Raw genomic sequence first — 23,966 nt, 5'->3', positions numbered from 1 at the left:
CCACCCTGGCCGGTTCGCGCCGGCTCGTCTTGGACGAATGTTCCCCGTCCTACGCCGGGACGCGCGGGCTCACCAGCATCCGGATGTCGTCGGCCGCCCAGAGCACGAACCGCTCGACCGGCGTCACCTCGTGGCCCGGCACGGGCCGGAACCGGAAGCGTTTGAGCAGGACGGCGAGGATCAGTTGGGCCTCGACCACGGCCAGGTTCGCGCCCTCGCAGCTGCGCGGGCCGATGCCGAAGGGAATGTGGGCGAGCCGCGGCCGCTTCGCGATCTCCTCGGGCGTGAACCGCCCGGGGTCGAACCGCTCCGGCTCGGGCCAGTGCCCGGGGTTCATGTGGACGGCCCAGAAGGGGTAGAAGACCGTCGCCCCGGCGGGGATCTCGTAGTCGCCGACGACGAGGGCGTCGGTGGTCTCGCGCGCGCCGTAGGGCCCTGGCGGATAGAGCCGCATCGACTCCTTGAGGACCATGTCCAGGTACGTGAGCCGGCGCAGGTCGGCGTAGTCGGGCGCGGCGCGGTCGCCGAGCACGTGGTCCAGTTCGTCGGTGACGCGCGCGGTCACGTCGGGGTGGCGTGCGAGCAGGTGCAGGGTCCAGGAGACGGCCACGCCCGTGGTGTGGTGGGCGGCGAGGAGGGTCACCATGACGGTGTCACGGATCCGCGCGGGCGGTTCGCCGGCCTCGAGGAGCGCCCCGATCAGATCGCTGCGGTCGGCGCGGCTGTCGGAGCGGTGCGCCGCGACCACCTGGTCGACCGTCGTGCGCAGCTGCGCCAGGGCCGCCTCGGCCCGCTCGGCGCGCTCCTCCTGGGTGCCGGGGACCGGGACTTCGTAGAGCCGTCCCAGGTACTCGGTGAGGACGTCCTCGAACGCGGTGATGACGCTGTCGGGGTCGGCGGCGCCGCTGCCCCCGAGGGCGTACGCGCAGATCATCCGCAGGGTCAGGGCGGTGAGGTCCTTCTGGAGTTCGACGGGCTCGCCGTCGGCCCGCGCGGCCCAGTCGTCGGCGAGGTCGGCCGTCAGCTCGGTGAAGGTCGCGAAGTGCCGTTCGTGGGAGGGGCGTCCGGCGAACACCGAGAGCAGGATCCGTCGCCACGGTGTGTGCTGGGCGGCCGGGAGTACCTGGAGGTTGTCGGCCTCGCAGAGCGGGGCGAGGAACTCGAACAGCCGGTCAGGGCGTTCGTTGAGGTGCGCGGTGGCTTCGAGGAGCACGGGGTCGGCGACGGACACGGCCGTCTCCGCGCCGGGCAGCTGGAACCGCACCACGGGGCCGTACTCGGCGTGCAGCCGCAGTTGGTACGCGTGCAGCCCGCCCGCCTCCGTGACGGCGCCCACGCCACCGTCCGGCCGGGGCTCGGGTCCCGGTATTTTCGTCATGCTCATGGCCGGATTTCCTCCTCCTGCAGCCGCCCCACCAGAAAACCTCCACCCCGTGGGCCAGTTCCACTCCATTCGAGCCAATCGAGCCACGGATTACGGCCCCTCCGCCCGCGCGGAGCGGTCGGCGGACTCGGCGTCGCGGGCCGCCCGAAAGCGGGTGATGAGCGCGGTCAGCTGCGGGTTGAAGCCCTCGGCTGCCTCCAGGGCGGCCTCCGGCAGGGGATCGTCGGGGGCGTAGCCGAGGGCGGGCTTTCCGTCGAGGTGTCCGCAGAGGGCGTCGAGATGGTCCAGGAGAGCCGCGTCCCTGGCCTGCTCCGGGGTGAGGGAACGCAGCCACGCGAAGTGTCCGGCCGGGGCGGCGGGGCGGGGCGGCAGGTCCCGGCGCAGGGCTTCGGCGCGTGCGGACAGGGTGTTCCACACCGGCAGTCGCAGGGCCGCGACCAGGTCGCCGGGTGCGGCGCGCGTGGTGGTGGTCATGCGTCCACGTTCGCAGGGGGTACTGACATCGGCGGGGAGGCGGGGCGGGGACTTTGAGGTTGCGGCGGGGGTTGAGGGCCCTGCGGGGCATTCCCCAGTCCCGCCCCTTCCCGAAACCGGGGCTCCGCCCCGGACCCCGTATCGGCGCTTCGCGCCTCGTCCTCAATCGCCGGACGGGCTAAAACGGTGCCGCAGCGGCGACATATCCAGCCCCTCATGGGGTCCCCCCTGCTCCTTAAGAGCTTGGGGGAGATTGAGGAGCGGGGTCTGGGGCGGAGCCCCAGTTCGGGAAGGGGCGGGACTGGGGCGCCCCCGGCGAGCAGCTCGCGGTGAGCACAGCCCGGTGGACGGCCCGGGCGAGCCGTGCGCCCCACAGCGACCTCGGCCCGGCGAAGGCGTGCGTCTCGTCCCCGGCACGCGGCACGCGCGCGGCCACGCACACCGCGTCCGTGGGTGTGCCCGAGCAGTCGTGGGAGGCGTCAAGGAGTGCCTGCACCTTGGCCTCCGTGGCGGTGGCGACGGCGTTCACGAGCGCCGCGTCGGTCAGGGCCACCGGCAGCGCCACGACGATGTTGATCGTGCCGGGCCGCGCCAGGACCAGGGACCCCTCGTCCGGGGCGGCCGCCCAGCCGCGCACCCTGATGCCCGCGGTCACGACGGCCTCGACACCGCCGTCGTCGGCGTGGGCGAAGGCGGACACGTCGGCGGCGGTCATCAGGCCGACGCCGGGCCCTTCGGCTCCCGCCGCGCGCGCGAGTTCCGCGAGGTGCCGCTCCGGGTCGGTGCGCCGATAGCCGTGCGAGACCTGCGCGTTGAGCACCCAGGAGCGCTCCCCGATGCCGCCGCCGAGGACGGCGCTGCTGACCATCCGCCAGCCCGGCCCGGCACGCCACAACAACGCCCGCAGCCGCTCCCCGTCTTCATCCCTCGTACGCGTCTCCGGAGCCAACAGGCCCCTCTCCGGAGAGGGCAGGCCGGATTGCGTCGCGGGACGTCGCGTCGCGGGACTCGGTATGGCGGAGGGCACGGGCGAGGACCTTTGCGGAGAGACTGAGCGGCAGGTGATCGTACGCCGTCAGCGCCCGCTGCCGCGCCCCGCCCGAAGTACCGCCCGATGTACCGCCCTCCCAGGAGTAGCGCCATGAACGCCTCGATCGTGCTGTTCACGTCCGACCTCCGGCTGCACGACCATCCCCCGCTGCGCGCCGCGCTCAACGAGGCGGACGAGGTGGTGCCGCTGTTCGTGCGGGACGACCGCGTCGACGCCGCGGGGTTCGCCGCGCCCAACCGCCTCGCCTTCCTGGCCGACAGCCTGACGGCACTGGACGAGGCCCTGCGCGAGCGCGGCGGGCACCTGGTCGTGCGGTCCGGGGACGTGGTGGAGCAGGTCGGAGCCGTGGTCGCGGAGACGGGCGCCGGGTCGGTGCACATGGCGGCGGGGGCCACAGGCTTCGCGCAGGCCAGGGAGCGGCGGCTGCGGGCCGCCCTCGCGGAGCGCGGCTGTGCCCTCACCGTCCACGACTGTGTGGTGACGGCCGTCGCGCCGGGCGCGGTGACTCCGGCGGGAGGCGACCACTTCGCCGTGTTCACGCCCTATTTCAGGCGCTGGTCGCAGCAGGGTGTGCGGGATGTCGTCGCCGCCCCGCGCACCGTCCGCGTCCCGTCCGGCCTCGCCTCCGAGCGGGTGCCGGCGCGCGCCGACGTACGGGAGGTGTCGCCGGGTGTGCCGCCCGGCGGTGAGGCCGTGGCGCGGGCCGGGCTCACGGCGTGGCTGCGTTCGGCGGTCGCGAGCTACGCGGACGGCCACGACGATCTGGCGGGCGACCTGACCTCACGGCTCTCCCCGCATCTGCACTTCGGCACGCTCTCGGCCGTGGAACTCGTCCACCGCGTGGGGAAGAAGGACGGGCCGGGTCCGGACGCGTTCGTACGCCAGTTGTGCTGGCGGGACTTCCACCACCAGGTGCTCCCGCCACTTCCTGCGCCACCTGGTCGACGGCGACATCGCCGCGAACCAGCTCAACTGGCAGTAGACGGCGGGCACCGGCAACGACACCCGCCCGAACCGCGTCCTCAACCCTGTGCTCCAGGGCAAGCGCCACGACCCGGACGGGACGTACGTACGCCGCTGGGTTCCCGAGCTTGCGGAGCTCGACGGCGCCGCGGTGCACGAGCCGTGGAAGCTCACCGGCCTGGACCGGGCCCGGTTCGACTACCCCGAGCCGGTCGTCGACCTCGCGGAGGGTCTTGCACGCTTCCGGCAGGAACGAGGCCTCGACTGAATCGAGCGCTCTACTTACTCCGGGGTGGTGTCCGGGTCCGGCCCGGGGACCGTGAATGATCGAGGTCATGCTCCTCGAGTCCCTGTCCGTCGCCGCCCTGATCGTCGTCCTGGTGTGCGCAGTGGTCCGTCCCTTCGGGCGGCCGGAGGCGGTGTTCGCCGTGCCCGCCGCCGCACTCGTCGTCGTCACGGGGGCGATCCCGCTGGACGACGTGCGCGACGAGGCGGCCCGGCTCGGGCCGGTGATCGGCTTCCTCGCCGCGGTCCTCGTGCTCGCCAAGCTGTGCGACGACGAGGGGCTGTTCCGGGCGTGCGGCACCTGGACGGCCCGCTGGGCCCGGCATCGGCCGCGGCGGCTGCTCGGCTCGGTGTTCGCCCTCGCGTCGGTCGTGACCGCCGCGCTCAGCCTGGACGCGACGGTGGTCCTGCTGACCCCGGTGGTGTTCGCCACGGCCACCCGCATGGGCACCTCCGCGAGGCCGCACGCCTACGCCTGCGCGCACCTGTCGAACACGGCGTCCCTGCTGCTCCCGGTGTCGAACCTGACGAACCTGCTCGCGTTCACCGCGACGGGCCTGTCGTTCACCCGCTTCGCGCTCCTGATGCTGCTTCCCTGGGTGGCCGCGATCGCCGTCGAGTACGTCGTGTTCCGCCGCTACTTCGCGGCCGACCTGGACGCGCCCACCGCCGACGACGGGGCCGACGAGCGCCCGGAGGTGCCGCTGTTCGCGCTGGTGACCGTCGCCGCGACGCTCGCCGGGTTCGCCGTGGCCTCCGCGGCCGACGTCGATCCGGCCTGGGCGGCGGCGGCCGGCGCCGCCGTGATGGCGGTGCGCGCGCTGGCCCGGCGGCACACCACGCCGACGGCGATCGTCCGCTCCGCGGGCCTGCCGTTCCTGGCGTTCGTCCTGGCCCTCGGGGTCGTCGTCCGTGCCGTCGTCGACAACGGCCTCGGCGACGCGCTCGGCCACGCCCTGCCCGACGGCACGTCCCTGCCCGCGCTCCTCGGCACCGCCGCGCTCGCCGCCGTCCTCGCGAACCTCATCAACAACCTGCCCGCCGTGCTCGCGCTCACCCCGATCGCCGCCGCCTCCGGCCCCGGCGCGGTCCTCGCCGTCCTCATCGGGGTCAACATCGGCCCCAACCTCACCTACGCGGGCTCCCTCGCCACGCTGCTCTGGCGCCGCATCACCCATCACCACGAGCACGACGTCCGGCTCAGGGAGTTCACCGTTCTCGGGCTTCTGACCGTCCCCGCCGCCCTCCTTGTGTCCACCCTCGCGCTGTGGGTGTCGCTTCGGGTGCTCGGCACCTGAGAGGCGCCCGTGCGCCCGGCACGCGCACCGGCCCCGCGAGGACCCGGCGCGTCCTCAGCGCGGGCAGGAGCGGCCGTCGCCCCGGGCCTCACTCGCCGCGGTGATGGCCGCGTCGAGGCGGTCCCTGGTCTCCAGCATGCCGGTGATCTGCTCGTCGATGCGGGCACGTTCGGCGCGCAGCAGTTCCAGGATCTGCGGGGCCACCTCTTCGGTCTCGATGCAGGGCAGCACCTTCACGACGGTTTTGCTCGCGAGCCCGGCCGCGTACAGCTGCTGGATCAGCTGGACGCGCTCGACAGCCGTGTCCGGATAGTGGCGTTGGCCGCTGGGGCTGCGGTTCGCGACCAGCAGGTCCTGCTCCTCGTAGTACCGCAGCGCCCGCACGCTCACGCCGGTCGCAGCCGCGAGTTCACCGATCCGCACAGAACCCCTCCTCCGCTCGCGCGCGCCCACCGGCCGCGCGCCGCCGTCCATTCTTCGTCCCGGCCCGTCGCCGTCAACACTTGCCTCTGACGTCAACGTCAGGTTTTAGCGTAGCCGACGCACCACCCCGCACTCGCCGGTACCACGCGAAGGGCACGACTGTGACCAGCCTGTTCGACAGCTTCACGATCGGGAGCCTGACGCTCCCCAACCGCCTTGTCATGGCCCCCATGACCCGCGCCCGCGCCACCGCCGACGGCATCCCCGGTGAGCTCACGGCGACGTACTACGCGCAGCGCGCCACCGCCGGGCTCCTCGTCACCGAGGGCGTGCAGCCCAGCCTCACGGGCCAGTCCAACCCCCACACCCCGGGCCTGCACACCGACGCGCAGGTCGCCGCCTGGCGGCCGGTGACCGACGCCGTCCACACCAACAGCGGCCGCGTCTTCGCCCAGCTCATGCACGCGGGGCGGGTCGGCCACCCCGACGTCACCGGGCACCACCCCGTCGCGCCCTCCGCCATCGCCCTCGACGCGACCCTGTACACCGGGCCCAAGGGCCGCCAGGCCGCCCCGGTGCCACGCGCCCTCACCACCGCCGAGGTCGGCGGCGAGATACGGGTCTTCGCGGACGCCGCGCGGCGCGCCGTCGACGCGGGCTTCGACGGCGTCGAACTCCACGGCGCCAACGGCTATCTCATCCAGCAGTTCCTGTCCGCCAACACCAACCGCCGCACCGACGCCTACGGCGGATCGGTCACCGGCCGCATCCGCTTCGCCGTCGAGGCGGCCGAGGCGGCGGCCGACGCGATCGGCGCCGACCGGGTGGGGCTGCGCCTGTCCCCCGGCGGCAGCGTCTGGGGCATCGCCGAGGACGACGTGCCCGAGCTGTACGCCGCCCTCATCGCGGCCCTGGCCCCCCTCGGCCTGGCCTATCTGCACGTCCTCACCGGCACCGACGAGGACACCCTCGTCGCGCTCCGCAAGGCGTGGCCGGGCGCCTACATCGTCAACCCCGGCGGCCAGATCGGCCCGCGGGAGGGCGACCGGGCCGCCGGCGAGCACTGGCTCGCCCAGGGCGCCGACCTCATCAGCTACGGCCGTGCCTTCCTCGCCAACCCCGACCTCGTGGAACGCTTCCGCGCGGACCTGCCGCTGCGCACCGCCGACCCCGACACCTGGTACCAGGGCGGCGCAACGGGCTACGCCACGTACACCAGCTACCAGCACTGAGGGCGGCGGGACGGGGGGGGCGTCCGGGCGCGGGCGGCCCCCGTCACTACGCTCACTGCCATGGGCCTCGACATCACCGTGCTGATCGCCGACTCGTCGTGGCTCGGGGAGGTGCCACCCCAGGAGCGGCTGCCGCGGTTGCGCGACGCCTGGTACGCCGACGAGACGGGGCTGTGGGACGTCGGCCCTGAGGCCGCGCGGGCGGTGGAGGGCGGCTGGGAGTGGCTGCGCGGGACCGGTGGTCCGCGCTTCGGGATCTACGACGACCGCTTCCCCGACGTGGTCGAGCACGAACTCGCCGAGGCCCGCGAAGGCCGGTTCCGCTGGGAGCCGTTGACTTTCCACCTCGCGGGCGTCCCCAGCTACCTGGTCGTCGCCGAACTCACCGTCAACCAGGTCCTGCGCGGCACGCTGCCCCGCCCCGCGTACCCGCGGGCGCTGCGCGCGGCCGCCCCGAGGCGGAGGCGCTGCTGCTCCCATGACTGATCACACACAGCATCGGGACGCGTTCCGGGCGTCGGCCTCACGGTTGGTCGCTGCGCGCTATCCGCACGCCCTGGGTGCCCTCCTCGGCGGTTCGGCCGCGCGGGGCCGCGCGACGGCGAGCAGCGACCTGGACGTGGCGGTGCTCCTGCCGGACCGGGAGCACAGCGGCCGGGAGGTGGTCCGGCACGAGGGCCGCGTCGCCGAGCTGTTCCTCAACACCGTCGCGGACCTGCCGGAGTTCTTCGCGTGGGACCGCGCCCGCCGCCGCGGCACCGTGCTCTTCCTCTACGACCGGGGCCTGCCCCTGGCCGACCCGCGCACTGGCCCGGCAGACGCCGGCGTCCGGGCTCACGCCGCTCAGCCCAAAGGAGCGGGAGTACGACCGGTACACACCGACCTGCTACGTGGACGACCTGGACTACATGGTCCACACGGGCGACGCGATCGGCGCCGACCCAGCCACGCCCCGCAGGCAGTTGTCCGTCGCCGACCACGTCCTGCACGAGGCCACGCATCTGCTGAGCGCCCTGCACGGCGCGCCGCGGTGGCGGAGCACGTGCTCGGCCTGCTCGGCGGCCCCTTGCGTGAGGGGTACGGGCACCGTTGGAAGCCCTGACCCGGAGTTCGGTCCGCCTCCGCCCCCGCCCGGAGCGTCAGCGCTGACTCAGCATCGGCAACAGCACCGCCGCCGACCAGCTGAAGTTGGGCGAGTTCAGGGGTGCGCCGGTCAGGGGGTCGTAGTTCTCCATGACGGGGCCGCGGGCCGAGAGGCCCTGGGCCGCGGTCAGGAGGCGGTCGGTGAGGGTGCGGGCCGGTGCCGTGTGGCCGTAGCGTCGCAGGCCCGCCTGGGCGAAGTAGGCCTGGTCGAGCCAGACGGGGCCGCGCCAGTAGCGCTGCGGGGCGAAGTAGGGGGAGCTGCGGGCGACGGTCGGGAAGGGGACGGGGGTGGCGAACTCGCGCGGGTCGGTGAGGCGGTCGCGGACGGCGGCGGCCTGGGCGCGTGAGGCCGTGCCGGTCCACAGCGGGACGGCGCCCTCGATGCCACGGCCGCGCGCGGTGAGCCGCTGGCCGCCGTCGAGGGCGATGTCGTGGAACCAGCCGTCCCCGGGGTCGTACATCCGCGTCCGCACCGCCCGGTGCGTGGCCGCTGCCCGGTCGCGCCAGCGCCGCTCCCCCGCGCGGTCCCCGGTCGCGCGGGCGATGTCGGCGAGGTGGTCCTGGTCGGCGGCGAGATAGGCGTTGAGGTCGACGGACTCCTGGGTGAGGGAGTAGCCGGTGACGGCGCCGGAGGCGTCGCGGTTGGTGACGACGGAGGTGCCGAGGGCGGCGTCGAAGCGCGGCGCGTTGTCCATGCCGCTCTCCCAGGCCGCGGCGAGCCTGCGCTGCTCGGCGCTGTCGTTGGCCGGGTCGACGGTCGCGCCGTACTCGGCGAGCCCGTCGCGGTCGTGGTCGCGGTTGCGGTACCACCAGGCCTGGTACGCGGCCAGCTTCGGGTACATCTCGCGCAGGAAGGCACGGTCGCCGCCGTGTCGGTAGACCTCCCACACGGCCCAGGCGGCCAGCGGGGGTTTGCTGTTGCGCTCGTTCCAGTTGCCGCCGCCGTCGGTCTGGTCGTTGTAGAAGACGGCGTCGGGGATCATGCCGGCGTCCTGCGGCCGGGTCGCCGATGTGGGCCGGATCTGGTGGTCGAACATGGCGCGGATCTGGGACTGGGCGAGCCGAGGGTCGAAGCGCGCGGTGCCGACGGCCTGTTTCCAGGTGTCCCAGGCCCAGATGCCGCCGGTGAACCACTTGTAGGAGATGGAGGGGCTGATGGCGTCGTGCCGGATCCGCCCGGCGGCGGAGCGCCAGTTGGTGACGAGGGTCTGAAGGGACTTCACGGCGAGGCGGCGCCGGTCGGCGGGGACGCCCCGGGTGACGTCGGTGACGTAGCGGCGCCAACGCGCGTCACCGGACCGCGCGTGGGCGGCGGGGTGGGCGAGGACGCGGCGTACCGCTGAGGCTTCGCGGGTCCGTTCGGCGGCGGTGAACGTGTAGCTCTCGGTCCAGTCGAGGCTGCGGGCCGCTCCGGGGGCGAGCGTGAGGGGCGCGGTGAGGTCGCTGCGGTAGGTGTCGCCCGTGACGGTGGTGCGGACGGGCGCGCGGTGGGTGACCTCGAAGCGCTCGGTGCCTGCGGTGAGGTAGTCCCACTTCTCGCGGACCCGGGCGAAGCCGACGGCGACACCGCGGGCGGTGGCGGCCAGGGCGGGCGCGTCGCGCTGCGGCGGCGCGTCGGGGCGCAGCAGGGTGCCGGTCCAGGCCGCGCCGAGGGTGCGCGGCGTCCGGCCGGTGTTGTGGATCCTGGCCCGGACGAGAGCGGTCCTGTCGGTGGCGAAGCGCAGGTCCAGGGTGAGGCGCAGGCCGTCGAGGCGGTAGGTCTGGCGCAGCGCCCCGGGCAGTGAGGTGAGGCGGGGTGCGCCGCCCGCGCCGAGATCGAGGGCTTTGCCCGCTTCGGTGAGCCGGATCCGGCTGAAGGACTTGCTCAGCCACCAGGGGTACTCCTGGGCGATGTGCAGCGGCCCGGTGAACCCTCCGTACGTGGCCGGGTCGTCGGCCTTCGGCAGGGCGTAGGCGTGCCAGGCGCCGCGGTCGGCGAAGACGTTGACCGGATTGAACTCGCCGGGCTGCGCGGCGGTCGGGACGCCTCGCAGGTCGAGGACGTTCGCGTACGAGGAGAGGGTGCCCGTGGCGCGGGGGTCCGGCGCCGGGGTGGCGTCCCGTGCGGGGTCCTGCCGTGCCGCGTGCGCCGGCGGCGGCCCGTGGTCCGGTCGCGCCGCGTCGGCGGCGGGGGCGAGGCCGAGGGCCAGAGTGGCGGCGAGGGCTGCGGCGGTCAGGGCGCGCGGGCGGGAACGCAACGTGCGGGTCTCCGAACTCTGGTGGGCAGGGGCGGGCGGACGGCCGGGGCGGGTGGGCCCGGCGTCGCCTCCGCGCGGCGACCGCACGGAGGCGACGGGACTGGCTTCATGCTGATCGGCTGTGCGCCGGTTCGGTGGTGCTCAGCCGTGCGGGGAAGGCGGCACAGCGGTCAGACGCCCGCGATGCTCTGGATCCAGGAGCGGTACGCCGTCACGTTCGTGTACGCGGTCGTGGTCTGGCGGTCGCTGGTGGACGCCACGCCCACCTGGAGGCCGTTGGCCATCATCGGACCGCCCGAGTCGCCGCCCGCGGTGATGCCGTTGCCGCGCCGGGCGCAGATCGCCTGGCCCTGGAAGTAGTCGCGGCAGCCGCCGGTCACGACGACGTTGGCGACCTTCAGGAGCTGCGACTGGCAGTTGATCTCCTGGCCGCACTGGGAGGTGGCGCCCCAGCCGTACACCTGCACGGTCTGGTTCACCTGCACGGAGCCCGGGCTGCCGAGGCGCGCGTAGGTGCCCGCCACGGAGCGGTCGAGCTTGACCAGGGAGAGGTCGGAGCCGGCGTGGTTGTGGACGCTGACGCCGTTGGCCGTGGTGCCGCCCGAGGTCTGGTCGAGGCTGCCGATGCGGAACGACAGGCCGCCGCCGCTGACACAGTGCTTCGCGGTGAGGATCCAGGTCGGGGCGATGATCGTGGCGCTGCAGGTCTGCCGGCCGTTGGAGAACAGGCGGGCCGCCCAGGGCGCGTTGCTGGCGTAGCCGCCGCCGATGATGGGCTGGGCGGAGGTGCCGGACGCCACGGTGGGCGCGCCCGCGGACGGGGCCGTCTGCGCCACGGCCGTGGGGGCGAGCCCCAGGACGGCGAGGGCGGCGGCCGCGAGCGCGGGGACGAGTCTGGATATTCGCACGTTCGTCTCCATTGTGTGGGGGATGAAGCGTCCTGTGATGAGGACGCGACCGCATAGGTATGCGGGTGGAGCGCACACGCGGAAGGCGGGTTTCCCCTGGCGCGTGCATGCCATGCTCGGCTGGGGTGAATGTGGCAGAGGAGTCACGGAGGCCGCAAGAGGTTGACCGCCGAAATTCCTTCGCCATAGCGGCCCCTAGGGCTACTTGGGATCTGTTTCGCAGTTCACTGTTGCGACTTGACCTTCCATCACCTGCCCGGACGGGCGCGGCGCGAAGGGAACCCGGAAGCCCGCGCGCGGGGCCGGGGGCCGACTGCGTGAGCTTGCGTCAGCCCGCATGCCCAAACGGGGCATCTTGGTCTGGACCATTCTGTACGCAGGTGCGGCGGCCCTGACAACCGCCTTTTGCGACAAGTCCCTTGGGGCTCGGCACTACAGGTCCCCGCCTTCAACAAGTCAAGGAACTCTGGTCACTTCCCTTGACGCGAGGTGCACCTGGATGTCCCGTCCAAGGTCGTCTCGTACCCCTGAGCACGTATCCGAGCAAGCGAAGGGGCTGGACGGATTCCCCGTCCAGCCCCCCCTCGTTCGATCCTGTCTAGCCGACGGCCACGGCGCCGCGCAGCGCCTCACGCACCGTCGCGATCACCTCCGCCGCGCGCGGGCTGAGGTAGAAGTGACCGCCGCGGAACACCTGGAGGTGGAACGCGCCGGTGGTGTGGGCGCGCCACTGCTCGGCCTCCGGGAGGGTCGTCTTCGGGTCGTCGTCGCCCGTCAGAACGGTGATCGGGCAGGCGACGGTCGTGTCCACGGGGCCGTACGTCTCGATGGCCCGGTAGTCGCTGCGGAGGGCGGGGAGCACCATCCGCAGCAGTTCCTCGTCGCCGAGGACCTGGGCGTCGGTGCCGCTCATGGCCTTCATCTCGGCCACGATCCCGTCGTCGTCCCGCTGGTGGACGTTCTCCTCGCGCACCGTCGACGGCGCGCGCCTGCCGGAGGCGAACAGGAGCGCGGGCTTGTGGCCGCGGGCCTCCAGCCTGCGCGCGACCTCGAACGCGAGGACCGCGCCCATGCTGTGCCCGAAGAACACCACCGGCCGGTCGAACAGCGGCTCCAGGACCGGGGCGATCCGGTCGGCGAGCACACCGATGTCGTCCACGTTCGGCTCGTGCCGCCGGTCCTGGCGGCCGGGGTACTGCAGGGCGCTCACGTCACAGCCGTCGGCGAGCGCGGCCGAGACGGGGAAGTAGAAGCTCGCCGATCCGCCCGCGTGCGGGAAGCACACGAGGCGCACCGGTGCGTCCGCTGCGGGGTGGAACCGGCGGAGCCAGAGGTCGCTGCCGTCGGCAACTGTCATGTTCTTCGTCCATTCTGCTGTCGTTGTCGTACGGGAGAGGTGTTCTCGCCCCGGTCTAGCGGGAGTTGGCGGCCGGGCCCTCCTCCAGCCAGGCTCGCACGGCGAGCGCGGTGGAGTCCGAGCGGTCCTCCATGAGCGTGAAGTGGTCGCCGGGGACGTAGGCGTCCTCGTGCGGGAACGGCCAGTCGGGCTGCCAGTCGTCCTCGGTCTCCATGGCCTCCGACTCCCCCGGCGGGAAGGTCGCGTGCACGTACAGCGTGGGGATCTCGACCGGCTCGGGCTCCCAGTCGCTGAACACCCGCAAGTAGCCGCCCTGCCCGGTCAGTTGCGCGCCGTTCATCATCGCGAACGCCTCGGTGGTGGTGCCGCGGGCCTGCAGCGCCGCGTACAGCCGGTCCTCGAAGGAGTTCGTCGCCGTGTACGTGTCCACGAGCACCGCCGCCACCGGGGCGTGGCCCTGCCGTTCGAGCAGCGCGGCGACGGCGTTGACCATCCAGCCGCCCGACGAGTATCCGGCGAGCACGAACGGCCGGTCACCGGCCGCCCTGCGGACGGCCTCAGCCTGGTGGCGTACGACCGCGTCCCGCGTCGCGGGCAGCAACTCACCCGCGCCGAAGCCGGGGTTGGGCAGCACGGTCACGTCCCGCTCGCCCGCGAAGACGGGGGCGAACCGGGCGTAGTAGTGCGGCCCCGAGGGCGCCATCGTCGGCGGGAAGCACAGCAGCGGGATGCCGGGGCCCTTCGCCAGGGTGACCGGCGGCAGCGCGGGCTGGTCCGCCGGCTCCTCGAACACCTGCCGCAGCCGGGCGGCGGCGTTCACCATCTCCCACGCCTCGTCCTCCAGGCCGAGGTCGTACGCCTGCCGGTACAGGCCCGTGAGGGAGTCCTCAAGGCCCGACGAGGCCGGGGCGGCGGGGGCGTCGCCGACCACCGAGGCGAGTTCGCGCCGCAGGTATCCGGCGAGTGCCGGTCCGGTCGGCTGGTCGAAGACGACGGTGGTGGGCAGGCGAAGGCCGGTCACGGCCGCGAGCTGGTTGCGCAGTTGCAGCGCGGTCAGGGAGTCCAGGCCGAGCTGGGTGAGGGTGCCGGAGACGTCGAGGCCCTCCGGCGCATAGCCGAGGACGGCCGCCACCTGGTCCCGGACGAGGCGCAGCAGTTCGCCCTCCTGCTCCTCCTCCGTGAGCCCGGCGAGGCGCCGCGTCAGCGGCTCCTCGTCCACGGCGGCCGCCTTGGCGGCACGCGGGCGCACGAGGCCGCGCAGCAGCTGCGGCACGGCGTCGGGGCCGCCGCGCAGGGCGCCGTCGTCGAGCCGCATCGGCACGACGACGGCCTCGTCGGCGGCGCAGCCGAGGTCGAACAGGGCGAGGCCCTGCTCCTCGGTGAGGCCCGCGACTGCGGAGCGGGACATCCGTGCGACGCCGCTGTCCGCGAGGTGCCCGGTCATCGCGCTCGCCGTCTCCCACAGGCCCCACGCCAGGGAGGTGGCGGGCAGGCCCTGGGCGCGCCGGTGCTGGGCGAGCGCGTCGAGGAACGCGTTGGCCGCCGCGTAGTTGCCCTGGCCGGGGCCGCCGAGGATGCCCGACACCGAGGAGAAGAGGACGAACGCCGACAGGCCGAGGTCGCGGGTCAGGTCGTGCAGGTGCCAGGCCGCGTCGACCTTGGGCCGGAACACGCCGTCGATCTGGTCGGGCGTCAGGGAGCCGATGGTGGCGTCGTCGAGGACGCCCGCGGAGTGCACCACGCCGGTCAGCGGGTGGTCCAGGGACACCGCGGCGAGCAGGTCCGCGAGCGCGCCGGGGTCGGTGACGTCGCAGGCGGCGAGGGTGACGTGCGCGCCGAGGCCGGTCAGTTCCGCGTGCAGTTCGTCGGCGCCGGGCGCCGCGGCGCCGCGGCGGCTGACGAGGACCAGGTGGCGCACGCCGTGCTCGGTCACCAGGCGCCGGGTGACGAGGCCGCCGATCATGCCGGTGGCGCCGGTCACCAGGACGGTGCCGCCGGGCGCGAACGCGAGCGGGGCCTCCGTCCCGGACGGCCGCGAGCGGGCGAGCCGCGGCACCAGCGCAGCACCGGCGCGCACCGCGGCCTGCGGCTCGGCGCCGGTGAGGACGGCGGGCAGCGCGGCCCAGGACGCGTCGTGCCCGTCCACGTCGACCAGCGCGAACCGGTCGGGGGTCTCGGACTGCGCCGACCGGAGCAGACCCCACACCGCCGCGGCGGCGACGTCGGGCACGTCCTCGTCGGGTCCGGTCGCCACGGCCCCGCTGGTCACGAAGACCAGGCGGGAGTCGAGGAACCGGTCGTCGGCCAGCCACTCCTGGGCCAGGCGCAGCGCGCGCAGGGCGGCGGCGCGGGCGCCGGAGACCGGCTCCGCGTCGTCCTGCGCGAACGGGACGACGACCACCTCCGGCACCCCGGCCCCGGCGAGGGCCGCCAGGTCGGCGTGCTCCTCGACGGTGACGCCGGACGCCGCGAGGCCCGCACCGGCCTTCAGGTCGTCCGGGCCGACGACGGCGAGCGCGCGGGCGGGAGCGTGGGTGGCCGCACGGGTCGGTGCGGCCACCCACTCCAGCCGGAACAGCGCGTCGCGGTGGCGCGCACCCCATTGTTCCGCGGCGATCGGCCGCAGGACGAGGGATGCGACCGTCGCCAGGGGGTGCCCCTGGGCGTCGGTCAGTTCCAGGGAGACGGCGTCGGTACCGGCCGGGGTGAGCCGGACGCGCGCCGCTGTGGCACCGGTCGTGTGCCGACGGATCCCGCTCCAGGAGAACGGGAGCCGGGGCCGACCGGCGTCTTCGACGAGGCCGCCGAGCATGCAGGCGTGCAGCGCGGCGTCGAAGAGCGCCGGGTGCAGCCCGAAGGACGCGGCGTCCCCGTGCTGGTCTTCGTCGAGCTCGATCTCGGCGTACACGGCATCCGTGCCGCGCCACGCCGACTTCAGGCCCTGGAAGGCGGGGCCGTAGAAGAGCCCGGTCTGTTCCAGGCCTTCGTAGAGGCCGTCGAGGTCGACGGGTTCGGCGTCGGCGGGCAGCCAGTCGGCGGCCGGGGCCGGGTCGGGGGTGGCTCCGGCGGCTCCGGCGGCTCCAGCGGCTCCAGCGGTGAGGAAGCCCGTGGCGTGCCGGATCCAGTCGGTGCCGGTGGCCGGGTCGTCGGGGCAGGAGTCGATGCTCAGCGTCCGGCGGCCGGAGCCGTCGTCGCCGCCGACGGTCACGCGCAGCCGGGCGCCGCCGCGTTCGGGCAGCACCAGCGGTGCGGCGAGGGCCAGTTCCTCCACCTCGTCCAGGCCGAGCCTGCCGCCCGCGGCGAGGGCGACCTCGACGAAGGCCGTACCCGGAAGGAGGGTCGTGCGCCCGACGGCGTGGTCGGCGAGCCACGGGTGGGTGTCCGTGCCGAGCCTGCCGGTGCACACCAGGCCCTGTCCGTCGGCGAGTTCCACGACGGCGCCGAGCAGCGGGTGGTCCGCGCCCGCGAGGCCGAGCCCGCCGGCCGCCTCGTCGAGCCGCAGATCGCGGGGGGCGTCCAGCCAGTAGGACGTGTGCTGGAAGGCGTACGTGGGCAGGTCGACGCGCCGCACGCCGCGACCGGCGAAGAACGCCTCCCAGTCCACGCGCACCCCGCGCGTGCTCAGCTCCCCCACCGCGGAGACCAGCGTGGCGTCCTCCGCGCGATCGCCGCGGAGCACCGGCACGAACGCCGCGTCGGGCGCGGACTCCAGGCCCAGTGCCGACAGCGTCCTGCCCGGGCCGACCTCGACGAACGTGGTCACGCCTTGGGCGACGAGGGTGTCGACGGCGGCGCCGAAGCGCACGGCCTCGCGGACGTGGCGCACCCAGTAGTCCGGCGAGGCCAGCTCCTCGGCGGTCGCCTTCGCGCCGGTCAGCGTGGACACGATCGGGATCGCGGGCGCCTCGTACGACACGCCTTCCAGGACGGCGCGGAAGTCGTCCAGCATCGGGTCCATCAGGGGCGAGTGGAACGCGTGGCTCACCTTGAGCCGGGTGACCTTGCGGCCCGCCTCACGCCACTTCTCCCCGACCTCCTCAACGTCGGCGGCAGCACCGGAGATGACCACGGAGTGAGAGCCATTAACCGCCGCTATACCCACCGTCTCCGGCAAGCCCTCATCAGTGACCTCGGCCTCGGACGCCTGAATCGCGACCATCGCACCACCGGACGGCAACGCCTGCATCAACGCGCCACGCGCCGACACCACCTTCACGGCATCCGCCAGCGACCAGACACCAGCCACGTGGGCCGCCGCCAGCTCACCGATCGAGTGACCCGCAAGCACGTCAGGCCGCACACCCCACGACTCCAGCAACCTGAACAGCGCCACCTCAACCGCGAACAGCGCGGGCTGCGTCACCCCCGTCTCGTTCAGCGCATCGACATCCGCACCGAACAGCACGTCCGTTACAGCCGGGTCGCACTCACCAAGGACCTCCTCCAACGCCTCCGCGAACACCGGGAAACGAGCCGCCAGTTCACGCCCCATGCCGAGCCGCTGCGAACCCTGACCTGAGAACAGGAAGCCCACACCGCCCACGGCGACGGACCCCGTGTGCAGGCCGGGGAACGGGCGCTCCTCCGCCAGCGCGGCGAGCCCGTCGAGGAGCGCCGCACGGTCCTCCGCCACGACGGCGGCCCGGCGGTCGAGGGCCGACCGCGTCGTCACCAGTGAGTAGGCGACATCCGTCACCCCGGCCCGCGGCTCGTCCGCGAGGTGCTCCCGCAGCCGGAGCGCCTGCGCCCGCAACGCCTGGTCGCTCTGGGCCGAGAGGATCACCGGCACCGGACCGTCCGGTGCGGCGGCGGGAGCGGGCGCCTCGGGCTCCGGGGCCTGTTCGATGATGGTGTGCGCGTTGGTGCCGCTCACGCCGAACGACGACACGCCCGCGCGGCGCGGGCGACCGGTCTCCGGCCACGACCGGGGCTGCGTCAGGACCTCGACCGCGCCCGCGGTCCAGTCGACGTGGGGCGAGAGCTGGTCGACGTGGAGGGTGCGGGGCAGTTCGGCGTGGCGCAGCGCCATCACCATCTTGATCACTCCGGCGACACCGGCGGCGGCCTGGGAGTGGCCGATGTTCGACTTCAGCGAGCCGAGCCACAGCGGTTCACCGGCCCGGTCCTGGCCGTAGGTGGCGAGGAGCGCCTGGGCCTCGATCGGGTCGCCGAGTGAGGTGCCGGTGCCGTGCGCCTCGACGGCGTCCACGTCGGACGTGGACAGGCCCGCGTGGGCGAGTGCCTGGCGGATGACGCGTTCCTGGGAGGGGCCGTTCGGGGCGGTGAGGCCGTTGGACGCGCCGTCCTGGTTCACGGCCGAACCCCGTACGACCGCGAGGACCTTGTGGCCGTTGCGGCGGGCGTCGGAGAGCCGTTCGAGGACGAGCATGCCGACGCCCTCGCCCAGTCCTGTGCCGTCCGCGGCGGCGGAGAACGCCTTGCAGCGACTGTCCGGTGCCAGGCCGCGCTGGCGGCTGAACTCGATGAAGGCCCCCGGGCTCGCCATCACGGTCACGCCGCCCGCGAGGGCAAGATCGCACTCGCCGGAGCGCAGGGCCTGCGCGGCCAGGTGCATGGCCACCAGCGACGACGAGCAGGCCGTGTCCACGCTCACGGCGGGCCCTTCGAGGCCGAACGTGTACGAGAGGCGGCCGGAGGCGACGCTGCCGGAGCTGCCGAACCCGAGCTGACCTTCGAGGCCTTCCGGGGACCGGGTGAGGCGGGCGGCGTAGTCGTTGTACATCACGCCCGCGAACACGCCCGTCGTGCTGCCGCGCAGCGACCTCGGTTCGATGCCGGCCCGCTCGAACGCCTCCCAGGAGGTCTCAAGGAGCAGGCGCTGCTGCGGGTCGACCGCCAGGGCCTCGCGCGGCGACATGCCGAAGAAGGCCGGGTCGAACTCGGCGGCGTCGTGCAGGAAGCCGCCCGTGCGGACGGTGCTGGTGCCGGTGTTGTCGGGGTCCGGGTCGTAGAGCGACTCCACGTCCCAGCCCCGGTTGTCGGGGAAGTCGGAGATCACGTCGCGGCCGTCGGCGACCAGGCGCCACAGGTCCTCGGGCGAGTTGACGCCGCCGGGGTAGCGGCAGCTCATGCCGATGATCGCGATCGGCTCGTCGTCGGCGACGGCGCTGCGGACGACCGCCGCGCCCGCGTCCTGGTCGCCGAGCAGCCGGGAGCGCAGGCGGCCCGCGAGCGCGAGGGGCGTCGGGTAGTCGAAGACGAGGGTCGCGGGCAGGCGCAGTCCGGTGGCGGCGTCGAGCCGGTTGCGCAGTTCGACGGCGGTGAGCGAGTCGAATCCGAGGTCGCCGAAGGACCGCTCCGGCTCCACCTCGGCGGCGGAGGCGTGGCCGAGCACGGCGGCGACGGCGGTGCGGACGACGTCGAGGAGCGCCGGGAGGCGTTCGTTGTCCGGCAGGTCCGCGATGCGTGCCGCGAGGCCCCCTTCGGCCTTGGCGGCCTCGGGGCGGGCCGTGCGGACGAGGGCGCGCAGCAGCGGCGGGACGGTGTCGGGACGTGCGCGCAGCGGGGCCAGGTCGAGGCGCACGGGGACGGCCACGGGTACCGGCAGCGTGAGGGCGGCGTCGAAGAGGCGCAGGCCCTCGTCGGCGGACAGCGCGGTGGCGCCGGCCCGGGCGAGGCGGCCGCGGTCGGTCTCGGCCAGCTCTTCGGTCATGCCGCTCGCGTCCGCCCACAGGCCCCACGCGAGTGAGGTGGCGGGCAGGCCCTGGGCGTGGCGGTGCTGGGCGAGGGCGTCGAGGTAGGCGTTGGCCGCGGCATAGTTGGCCTGGCCGGGGTTGCCGAACGTCCGGTCGGCCACGTCGCAGGCGACGGCGGCGACTTCGGCGCCGAGGCCCACCAACTCGTCGTACAGCTCACCGACGTGACCACGCCTGCTCGCAAGGACCAGTCGTCGTACGCCATGGCGTCGCACCAGGTGCCGCGCCACCAACCCGCCGAGCGTGCCGCTCGCACCGGTCACGAGCACCGCACCGGCATCGGCACCAGCGCCGAAGGACGGGGCCTCCGACCCCTCGGGGCGAGCCCGAACGAGCCTCGGGGCGAGGAGTTCACCGGCGCGCAGCGCCAGTTGGGGTTCGCCGGTAGCGACCGCGGTGGGCAGCGCGTGGGCGGAGGCTGCGAGCAGGTCGACGTCGACGAGGGCGAAGCGGCCGGGGTGTTCGGCCTGGGCCGTGCGCACGAGGCCCCACACGGGGGCGTTGGCCAGGTCGGGGGCGTCCTCGTCGGGCCCTGCGGCCACCGCGCCGCCGGTGACGAACACCAGCCGCGCCGAGGCGAACCGGTCGTCGGCGAGCCATTCCTGCACCAGGGCGAGGGCCCAGTGCGCGGCCTCCCCGGGGTTCGCGGCCGGGGGCACGGGGGCGAACACGAGGTCCGGCACGTCCTCCTCGGCCAGCGTGGCGAGGTCCGGGTGGGCGTCAACCGGCTCGGTGAACTCCGCCTGGGCGAAGCCGCGTCCGAGGACGGCCCAGCTCACCGGGGTCGCGGCGGGCCGCACACGCGTCCAGTCGACGCGGAACAGCGAGTCGAGTCGGCCGCCGGTGAGGCCGTCCGTCGACAGCGGCCGCAGGGACAGGGCCTCGACCGAGGCGACGGGGGCGCCCGTGGCGTCGGTGAGGTCGATGGCGACACCCGCGGTGCCCGCCGGGGAAAGCCGCCCGCGCAGCGCGGTCGCGCCGCCGCTGTGCAGCCGCACGCCGCTCCAGGAGTACGGCAGGTGCAGCCGCTCGGTGTCCGCGACGAAGGTGCCGAGCCCGATGGCGTGCAGCGCGGAGTCGAGGAGCGCGGGGTGCAGCCCGAAGGAGCCCGCGGCGTCCTGCTCGGGCAGCTCCACCTCGACGAACACCTCGTCGTCCCGGCGCCAGGCGGCGCGCAGGCCGCGGAACGCGGGGCCGTAGCCGAGCCCCGCCGCGGCGAGGTCGTCGTAGCGGCCTTCGAGGTCGACGCGTTCGGCCCCCGCGGGCGGCCAGGCCTCCCCGGACGACGGGACGCCGGACGCCGGGGCGGCCTCGCCCGCGGTGAGCGTGCCGAAGGCGTGCCGCGTCCACGGCTCGCTGTCCGGCTCGTCGTCGGGCGCGTCGTCGGCCCGGGAGTGGACGCCGACCGCGCGGCGCCCGGACTCGTCCGGTGCCCCGACGGACACCTGGAGCCGCACCGCGCCGTCCTCCGGCAGGACCAGGGGCGCCGCCAGCGTCAGCTCCTCGACGTGGTCGAGGCCGACCTGGTCGCCCGCCCTGATCGCCAGTTCCACGAAGGCGGCGCCCGGCACGAGGACGACGCCGCCGACGGTGTGGTCGGCGAGCCAGGGGTGGGTGGCGAGGGAGAGCCTGCCGGTGAGCAGGGCGCCCTCCTCGTCGGCGAGGGTGACGGCGGCGCCGAGGAGCGGGTGGTCGGCGGGGCGGAGGCCCACCGAGGCGACGTCGCCGGAGTGCGTGCCCGCGTCCAGCCAGTAGCGGGCGCGCTGGAACGGGTAGGTGGGCAGGTCGGTCCTGCGGGCGCCGCGGCCCGCGAACACCGCCTGCCAGTCGACGGTGACGCCCCGCACGTGCAGGGCGGCGACCGCCGAGGTGAGCGTGGCGCCCTCGGGCCGGTTCGCGCGGGACGCGGCCACGAGCAGCGCGCCCTCGTCGGCGCAGTCGCGGCCGGCCGCGGCGAGGACGGCGTCGGGGCCGAGCTCAAGGAAGTGCGTGACGCCGTGCCCCGTCAGGGTCCGCACGCCGTCGAGGAACCGCACGGCCTCGCGGACGTGGCGCACCCAGTGCTCGGGGTCGCGCGCCTGCTCCGGGGTGAGGACGGCGCCGGTGAGGGTGGACACGACGGGGATGGTCGGCGTGCCGTAGTCGACGGTGCGGGCGACGGCGCGGAAGTCCGCGAGGACGGCGTCGACGTGCGGGGAGTGGAAGGCGTGGCTGACCTTCAGGTAGCGGGTCTTGCCGCCGCGCTCCCGCCAGGCGGCGTCGATCGCGGCGACCGCGTCGGCGTCGCCCGCGACAACCGTGGACTCGGGTCCGTTGACCGCGGCGACGTCCACGGTGCCGCCGTGCTCGGCGACCAGCGCGCGGACGGTGTCCTCGTCGGCGCGCAGCGACAGCATCACCCCGCCCTCGGGCAGCGCGCCCATCAGCCTGCCGCGGGCGGCGACCAGCTTGCAGGCGTCGGCGAGGGAGAACACGCCCGAGACGTGGGCGGCCGCCAGTTCCCCGATGGAGTGCCCGGCGAGGAACTGCGGGGCGAGGCCCCACTGGGTGACGAGGCGGAACAGGGCCACCTCGATCGCGAACAGCGCGGGCTGCGTGTACGTGGTCTGGTCGAGCAGGTCGGCGGTCTCGCTGCCGGGCTCGGCGAACAGCACGTCCCGCAGCGGCCGGTCCAGATGCGGGTCCAGGCCCGCGCAGACCTCGTCGAGGGCCTTCGCGAACACGGGGAACTCCCCGTACAGCTCGCGGCCCATGCCTACGCGCTGGCTGCCCTGCCCGCTGAACAGGAACGCGAGCTTGCCGCGCGTGCCGACCGTGCCGCGCACCAGGTGCGGCGCCTCGCCGTCGGCGGCGAGGGCTTCGAGGCCGCGCAGCAACTCGGCGCGGTCGGTGCCGACGACGGCGGCCCGGTGTTCGAGGGCGGTCCTGGTCACGGCGAGGGAGTAGCCGACGTCGACCGCCGGTACGTCCGTGCCGTCCAGGTGGGTGAGGAGGGCGGCGGCGCGCTCGCGCAGCGCGGCGGGGTCGTTGCCGGACAGGACCCACGGCAGGGCGTCGGCGCGGACCGGGTCGACGGGTGCCTCGGCAGGTTCGTCGTCGGGGTCCTGGTCCGGGGCCTGTTCGAGGACGACGTGGGCGTTGGTGCCGCTGATGCCGAACGACGACACGGCCGTGCGGCGCGGCTGTCCGGTCTCGGGCCAGGGCCGTGCCTCGGTGAGGAGTTCCACGGCTCCCGCCGACCAGTCGACGTGCCGGGAGCGCTCGCCGACGTGCAGGGTCGGCGGGAGTACGCCGTGCCGCATCGCCATGACGGACTTGATGACTCCGGCGACACCGGCGGCGGCCTGGGTGTGGCCGATGTTGGACTTCACCGAGCCGAGCCACAGCGGTTCGCCGCCGCGCTCCTTGCCGTACGTGGCGAGCAGGGCCTGTGCCTCGATGGGGTCGCCGAGGGTGGTGCCGGTGCCGTGCGCCTCGACCGCGTCGACCTGGGCGGCGGTGAGTCCGGCGCTGTCGAGGGCCTGGCGGATGACGCGCTGCTGGGAGGGGCCGTTGGGCGCGGTGAGGCCGTTGGACGCGCCGTCCTGGTTCACCGCCGAGCCGCGGACGACGCCCAGGACCCGGTGGCCGTTGCGGCGGGCGTCGGAGAGGCGCTCCAGGAGCAGCATGCCGGCGCCCTCGCCCCAGCCGGTGCCGTCGGCGCTCTCGGAGAACGACTTGCACCGGCCGTCGGCGGCGAGGCCGCGCTGCTGGCTGAAGCCGATGAAGGTGTCCGGCGTCGCCATCACGGTGACGCCGCCCGCGAGGGCGAGCCCGCACTCGCCCGACCGCAGTGCCTGGGCCGCCAGGTGCATGGTGACGAGCGAGGACGAGCAGGCGGTGTCCACCGTGACGGCGGGCCCCTCGAGCGCGAACGTGTACGACACGCGCCCGGAGGCGACGCTGCCGAAGCTGCCGGTGCCGAGGAAGCCGGCCACTTCCTCCGGCACCGACCGCAGCCGGGACGCGTAGTCGTGGTACATCACCCCGGCGAACACGCCGGTCCTGCTGCCGCGCAGTGTGGCCGCGTCGATCCCGGCGCGCTCGAAGGCCTCCCACGACGTCTCCAGGAGCAGGCGCTGCTGCGGGTCCATGGCGAGGGCCTCGCGCGGCGATATCCCGAAGAGGCCGGGGTCGAACTCGGCGGCGTCGTGCAGGAATCCGCCTTCCCTGCGGAACTCCCGGCTGGGGTCCTCGGGGTCGGTCAGTTCGACGTCGCCCCAGCCCCGGTCGGCGGGGAACGCCGTCACGCCGTCCCGGCCGTTCGCGACGAGCTCCCACAGGTCCTCGGGCGAGCGCACGCCACCGGGGTAGCGGCAGCTCATGCCGATGATCGCGATCGGCTCCTGCTCGCCCTCCTCGACCTCGCGCAGCCGCCGACTCGTCTCGCGCAGGTCGGCGGTGACCCGCTTCAAATAGTGGCGGAGCTTCTCTTCGTTGTTCATGCGGTCTCTAC

11 protein-coding genes and 2 pseudogenes are annotated in these 23,966 nt (G+C 74.3%); 5 read left to right on the top strand and 8 right to left on the bottom strand.

The features are described 5' to 3' along the window. Positions 1–49: 49 nt before the first annotated feature. The 3 genes from OO63_RS03225 to OO63_RS03215 all read right to left on the bottom strand — a co-directional run bounded on the left by OO63_RS03225 (position 50) and on the right by OO63_RS03215 (position 2,831). On the bottom strand, positions 50–1,384 hold the full coding sequence (locus OO63_RS03225) for a cytochrome P450 (RefSeq protein ID WP_033263763.1): 1,335 nt from the start codon (positions 1,382–1,384) through the stop codon (positions 50–52). A gap of 90 nt (positions 1,385–1,474) precedes the next feature. Beyond that, positions 1,475–1,858, bottom strand: coding sequence for a hypothetical protein (locus OO63_RS03220; RefSeq protein ID WP_051810493.1), 384 nt, complete (start codon positions 1,856–1,858; stop codon positions 1,475–1,477). 235 nt (positions 1,859–2,093) lie between these two features. Beyond that, positions 2,094–2,831: an adenosylcobinamide amidohydrolase gene (locus OO63_RS03215; RefSeq protein WP_078618921.1), complete on the bottom strand. Its 738-nt coding sequence runs from the start codon at positions 2,829–2,831 to the stop codon at positions 2,094–2,096. 168 nt (positions 2,832–2,999) lie between these two features. Between OO63_RS03215 and OO63_RS41240 the strand changes: the two are divergent. Both OO63_RS41240 and OO63_RS03205 read left to right on the top strand, forming a co-directional pair. Beyond that, positions 3,000–4,140, top strand: a pseudogene (locus tag OO63_RS41240) (cryptochrome/photolyase family protein). 67 nt (positions 4,141–4,207) lie between these two features. Continuing rightward, positions 4,208–5,455, top strand: coding sequence for an SLC13 family permease (locus OO63_RS03205; RefSeq protein WP_033263779.1), 1,248 nt, complete (start codon positions 4,208–4,210; stop codon positions 5,453–5,455). A 54-nt stretch (positions 5,456–5,509) separates the two neighbouring features. Here OO63_RS03205 and OO63_RS03200 read toward each other — a convergent pair whose 3' ends face one another. Continuing rightward, a complete protein-coding gene (locus OO63_RS03200) occupies positions 5,510–5,878 on the bottom strand; it encodes a MerR family transcriptional regulator (RefSeq protein WP_030356349.1) in 369 nt (122 codons plus the stop codon). A gap of 161 nt (positions 5,879–6,039) precedes the next feature. Here OO63_RS03200 and OO63_RS03195 point away from each other — a divergent pair, with 161 nt between their 5' ends. The 3 genes and pseudogenes from OO63_RS03195 (at position 6,040) to OO63_RS43095 (ending at position 8,212) form a co-directional block, all read left to right on the top strand. Beyond that, a complete protein-coding gene (locus tag OO63_RS03195) occupies positions 6,040–7,110 on the top strand; it encodes an oxidoreductase (protein WP_030356348.1) in 1,071 nt (356 codons plus the stop codon). 60 nt (positions 7,111–7,170) lie between these two features. Next, positions 7,171–7,566, top strand: a pseudogene (locus OO63_RS47695) (hypothetical protein); the annotation flags it as partial. 22 nt (positions 7,567–7,588) lie between these two features. After that, positions 7,589–8,212, top strand: coding sequence for a nucleotidyltransferase domain-containing protein (locus OO63_RS43095; RefSeq protein WP_234310981.1), 624 nt, complete (start codon positions 7,589–7,591; stop codon positions 8,210–8,212). 37 nt (positions 8,213–8,249) lie between these two features. Here OO63_RS43095 and OO63_RS03180 read toward each other — a convergent pair whose 3' ends face one another. The 4 genes from OO63_RS03180 to OO63_RS03165 form a co-directional block, all read right to left on the bottom strand. Continuing rightward, positions 8,250–10,490 carry an MGH1-like glycoside hydrolase domain-containing protein gene (locus OO63_RS03180; protein WP_234310979.1) on the bottom strand — a complete coding sequence of 747 codons (2,241 nt, stop codon included), beginning with the start codon at positions 10,488–10,490 and terminating at the stop codon, positions 8,250–8,252. A gap of 170 nt (positions 10,491–10,660) precedes the next feature. Continuing rightward, positions 10,661–11,398 carry a S1 family peptidase gene (locus tag OO63_RS03175; protein ID WP_030356344.1) on the bottom strand — a complete coding sequence of 246 codons (738 nt, stop codon included), beginning with the start codon at positions 11,396–11,398 and terminating at the stop codon, positions 10,661–10,663. A gap of 598 nt (positions 11,399–11,996) precedes the next feature. After that, a complete protein-coding gene (locus OO63_RS03170; RefSeq protein WP_030356343.1) occupies positions 11,997–12,755 on the bottom strand; it encodes a thioesterase II family protein in 759 nt (252 codons plus the stop codon). A gap of 55 nt (positions 12,756–12,810) precedes the next feature. Further along, entirely contained in the window at positions 12,811–23,955 is an 11,145-nt protein-coding gene (locus OO63_RS03165; protein WP_033263762.1) for a type I polyketide synthase, read from the bottom strand. Positions 23,956–23,966: the final 11 nt, after the last annotated feature.

The sequence above is a fragment of the Streptomyces alboflavus genome (assembly GCF_000716675.1).
In the GTDB taxonomy this organism is placed as follows: Bacteria; Actinomycetota; Actinomycetes; order Streptomycetales; family Streptomycetaceae; genus Streptomyces; species Streptomyces alboflavus.
Note: the sequence above shows the minus strand (reverse complement) of the source record. Positions and strands in the feature narration are given on the sequence as shown.